Source organism: Methylocaldum sp. (assembly GCF_039794385.1).
Taxonomy (GTDB): Bacteria; Pseudomonadota; Gammaproteobacteria; order Methylococcales; family Methylococcaceae; genus Methylocaldum.
The window spans coordinates 1-3,951 of the sequence record NZ_JBDIVO010000392.1; the positions used below are offsets into that span (position 1 = coordinate 1).

Consider the following 3,951-nt stretch of genomic DNA (forward strand, 5'->3'; position numbering starts at 1 on the left):
CGAAATTCGCGAAGACCGGCTGGTGCTGAAAAGGGCGGTGATGCCGTCCATGCTGACCTTGGACAAGCGAATTATCCGACAGGACTGCTTCTGCTATTTGATGGAGAGGAAATCGCTCAATCTTTGATGGTGAAAGGAGTCCGGATCTTTTGTATCGTACGCTGTTACGAAGCGCTTACCATCTCCCGGAGCACGGTCTGGACAAGACAGCTTCGCGATGCCGGAACAACCGGCAAATCTACAACTATTAAAACAATATCACTCAGAGGAGAGGCACCATGATAGGCGGCGTTGTCGCAGTGTTGATCGCATACTGGTTTTATCGGAGCGCGGAAGATCGCGGTCTTCCGACTTTTCAATGGGCTTTCGCGGGGCTATTGGCGTTTTACGTACCCAATTTCGCTTGGAGCTTGTTGGTCGCAAAGCCGTGGATTGCTTCACTCCACGTACAGCAAGCAAGCTTCTCGACCGGGCTGATCAATTTTTCATCGGTTGCCCTCGGTCTCGTGTGCGCCGTGCTGGTTCGGCATTTTTTCTTGCTCAAGGCAGCTAAGGCGCAGTAGCAGAAGACAAAAACGCCCCGCAGGCGCACGCTTGCGGGGCGTTGATGCGGGAAAAACCCGGATTTTAGAGATTGGCCGCGTTCTTGCTCAGGTAATCGGCCACGCCTTCGGGGTTGGCGTTCATGCCGGTCTTGCCTTTGTTCCAGCCGGCCGGGCAAACTTCGCCGTGCTCTTCGCAGAACTGGAGTGCGTCGACCATGCGGACGAGTTCGTCCATGTTACGGCCCAGCGGCAAATCGTTGACGACCTGGTGACGGACGATGCCGCTCCGGTCGATCAGGAAACTACCGCGATAGGCCACGGCCGCGCCTTCCACTTCTACATCGTAAGCCTTGGCGATGGCGTGGCTGACGTCCGCCACCATGGTGTACCGCACCTGGCCGATGCCGCCTTTTTCAACCGGCGTGTTACGCCAGGCGTTGTGGGTGAACTGGGAATCGATGGAAACCGCGATGACTTCTACGCCGCGCTTTTTGAATTCGTCGATACGGTGATCGAGGGCGATCAATTCGGTCGGGCAGACGAAGGTGAAATCCAGCGGATAAAAAACAATGGCGGCGTACTTGCCTTTGGTTTCCTTCGAGAACCAGTAGTTGTCGACGATCTTGCCATTGCCAAGAACAGCGGCCGCTTGAAAATCGGGGGCGGGTTTACCGACTAATACGCTCATCAATCGTCTCCTTTAATTGTGAATTGTGTCAGGTTTAGATGTACTGGCCATAAGCCACGGAAACCGATCCGGTGGCTTCAAAAGCTTCGGTCATCCTTAAAATGACGGCCGAAAGATCAAAATCAAGAGCCATCGATTCTACACAAAAATAGTCAGAAATTCTTCCCGCAATCCACGCGGGATGACGAACGGAAAAGCCTGCCGCGCTTAGATTGTTGCCCGTCGTTTTGCCGGCGACACAGTATTTTTCCGCCGGCAACAATGGCAGGAATACCGCTTGCTCGTGAATTATTAACCCGGCCTATAAATATAGGCCGGGTTAATCCGGGGCAGGGATGCCCCGGCGCGGCGACAAGCCGCGTGAGCCCAGGCCGGGCGTGTACCGGCCTGGGCGGCGGCCCGAAATACCAGGAGGGTATTTACGGGCCTGATTAATAAAAGAACAGCCCTGATTCGGGTGAGGAAGCCGAAGCGTAGCGGCGGCGCGGCATGCGGCCGGCGAGAAACGCCTCGCGGCCCGCTTCCACGGCCTTTTTCATGGCTTGTGCCATCAGTACGGGGTTTTTCGCCTCCGCAATGGCGGTATTCATCAATACGCCGTGGCAGCCGAGTTCCATGGCGACGGCGGCGTCGGACGCCGTGCCCACGCCGGCGTCCACCAGAATGGGAACCTTGGCGTTTTCGATGATGGTCAGAATGTTGTAGGGGTTGCGTATACCCAATCCGGAGCCGATCGGCGCAGCGAGCGGCATGACGGCGACACAACCGAGCTCTTCGAGTCGTTTGGCCACCACCGGATCATCGCTGGTATAAACCATGACTTCGAATCCTTCCTTGATCAGAATTTCGGCAGCCGCCAAAGTGCCGGTAACGTCCGGATACAGCGTTTTGGGATCGCCCAGCACTTCCAGCTTGACCAGCTTGTGGCCGCCCAAGAGCTCTCGGGCGAGCCGGCAGGTACGCACTGCGTCTTCCACGGTATAACACCCGGCCGTATTGGGCAGCAGGGTGTAACGATCCGGCGGAACCGCATCGAGCAGATTGGGCTGACCGGGGTCTTGCCCGATGTTGCTGCGGCGTATGGCGATCGTGACGATCTCGGCCCCGGAAGCCTCCACGCAACGGCGGGTTTCGTCCAGATCCTTGTATTTCCCGGTCCCGACCAGGAGCCTCGAATGATAAGTGCGGCCGGCGATGACCAAGGGATCGGCTTGTCCGCCGCCAATGGCATGTACGATTTCTATTTTATCGTCCATAGCGAGTCGATGATCTTCATAGTGCCCGTGAGGCACGATTTCTCGGTTGAGTTCTACGGCGATGCGTTTGCCGCCCAGATTCAATTCGGCGATAAGGTCCGCGAGCGTCGCTCCATCAGCTACGGTACGCAGTTCGCCATTGACGAAAATACGCATGATTCAGGTGCTCGATCGGATAAGCTCTGCGGCGGTTTCTTGGCGGCCATGTCGGCGCCGGCGAGCCACGCCTTTCGCCAAGCGTTGCAGCAGAGAGTTGCTGTCGTCCCAGCCGAGGCAGGGATCCGTAATGCTGAGGCCGTATTCCAGCGGCTTGCGCGGCTCGAGTTTCTGATTGCCGGCTTTCAAATGGCTTTCGATCATGACGCCGAAGATGCGGTAATCGCCGGCTTCGAGTTGCATCGCCACATCCGTTCCTACGCTCAATTGGCGGTGATAATCCTTCATGCAGTTGGCGTGACTGAAATCGATCATGATGTTGGGTGGCAGGCCCGCCTTTTCCAGAGCCTGAGCCGTGGCCTCCACGCTCTCGGCATCGTAGTTCGGCTGCTTTCCACCGCGGAGAATTATGTGACTGTCTTCGTTGCCCGTGGTCGAAAAAATGGCTGAATGGCCCGCCTTGGTCAAGGACAGAAAATGATGCGGACGTCTGGCCGCGCTGATGGCGTCTATGGCTACTTTGATACCGCCGTCGGTGGCATTCTTGAAGCCGACGGGGCAGGAAAGGCCGGAAGCCAGTTCACGGTGCACCTGGCTTTCCGTGGTGCGGGCGCCGATCGCCCCCCAGGCGATAAGGTCCGACACGTATTGCGGCGTAATCAGATCGAGATATTCGGTGGCGGACGGCATGCCAATCTGGTTCAGATTGAGCAGCAGTTGCCGGGCTAATCTCAGCCCTTTGTTGATATTGAAGCTCTCGTCCAGACATGGATCGTTGATCAACCCTTTCCAGCCTATCGTGGTCCTGGGCTTCTCGAAGTAAACCCGCATGACGATCACCAGATCGTCGACCAGCTCCCGCTTCGCTTCCAGCAAGCGTCTGGCGTACTCCAGCGCGGCTTCGGGATCGTGAATGGAGCACGGGCCTATGACGACGAGCAGACGGTCGTCCTGGCCAGCCAGAATACGGTGGATTTCCCGGCGCGCTTGTAAAGTCGTCAGCGCGGCCTCTTGGGTGATGGGAAATTCTTCGTGAACCTGTACGGGCGGAATGACCTCCTTAACTTCGCAAATGCGCAAATCGTCCGTGTTGTATTCGTTATGCATTACCGCCATGATCTCCGAGAGCTGTTTCATAGCCTTGTCTTACCGCAGGAATCGCCTCGTTTGCCCAAATAGAAGCGCGTTATAAAAGGTTAAGTATTGTACTCTCCCGAGGAGGGTGGTTCTACCCGATGCAGTGTTTTCCAAAGAAACGGTCCCGAGCGATATTCCGGTTCGGTTTAGGCCGACAAGAACACCGATA

General features: G+C 56.6%; 5 protein-coding genes. 1 reads left to right on the plus strand and 4 read right to left on the minus strand.

The genetic code is table 11. The annotated features are described in order from the left end of the window. The first annotated feature begins 278 nt into the window (after nt 1-278). Nucleotides 279-563, plus strand: a complete 285-nt coding sequence (locus ABJK70_RS21380; protein ID WP_077731626.1) for a hypothetical protein — start codon at nt 279-281, stop codon at nt 561-563. Between the two features lie 64 nt (nt 564-627). On the opposite strand, the gene ABJK70_RS21385 is transcribed toward ABJK70_RS21380, so the two are convergent. The 4 genes from ABJK70_RS21385 to aroG all read right to left on the minus strand — a co-directional run bounded on the left by ABJK70_RS21385 (nt 628) and on the right by aroG (nt 3,752). Further along, nucleotides 628-1,233: a peroxiredoxin C gene (locus ABJK70_RS21385; protein ID WP_347259066.1), complete on the minus strand. Its 606-nt coding sequence runs from the start codon at nt 1,231-1,233 to the stop codon at nt 628-630. Between the two features lie 34 nt (nt 1,234-1,267). Beyond that, the gene (locus ABJK70_RS21390; protein WP_077731628.1) at nt 1,268-1,495 is read right to left on the minus strand and encodes a hypothetical protein; all 228 of its coding nucleotides are present in this window, start codon (nt 1,493-1,495) and stop codon (nt 1,268-1,270) included. Between the two features lie 169 nt (nt 1,496-1,664). Next, the gene (gene thiS, locus ABJK70_RS21395) at nt 1,665-2,645 is read right to left on the minus strand and encodes a sulfur carrier protein ThiS (protein ID WP_077731629.1); all 981 of its coding nucleotides are present in this window, start codon (nt 2,643-2,645) and stop codon (nt 1,665-1,667) included. A 3-nt stretch (nt 2,646-2,648) separates the two neighbouring features. After that, complete coding sequence (gene aroG, locus ABJK70_RS21400) at nt 2,649-3,752, minus strand: 3-deoxy-7-phosphoheptulonate synthase AroG (RefSeq protein ID WP_077731687.1); 1,104 nt, start codon at nt 3,750-3,752, stop codon at nt 2,649-2,651. Nucleotides 3,753-3,951 lie beyond the last annotated feature (199 nt).

Bases quoted from the DNA above. Each gene is read 5' to 3' on its own strand.
- ABJK70_RS21385 (WP_347259066.1), bottom strand. From the start codon at position 1,233: ATGAGCGTATTAGTCGGTAAACCCGCCCCCGATTTTCAAGCGGCCGCT.
- ABJK70_RS21380 (WP_077731626.1), top strand. From the start codon at position 279: ATGATAGGCGGCGTTGTCGCAGTGTTGATCGCATACTGGTTTTATCGG.
- thiS (WP_077731629.1), bottom strand. From the start codon at position 2,645: ATGCGTATTTTCGTCAATGGCGAACTGCGTACCGTAGCTGATGGAGCG.
- aroG (WP_077731687.1), bottom strand. From the start codon at position 3,752: ATGCATAACGAATACAACACGGACGATTTGCGCATTTGCGAAGTTAAG.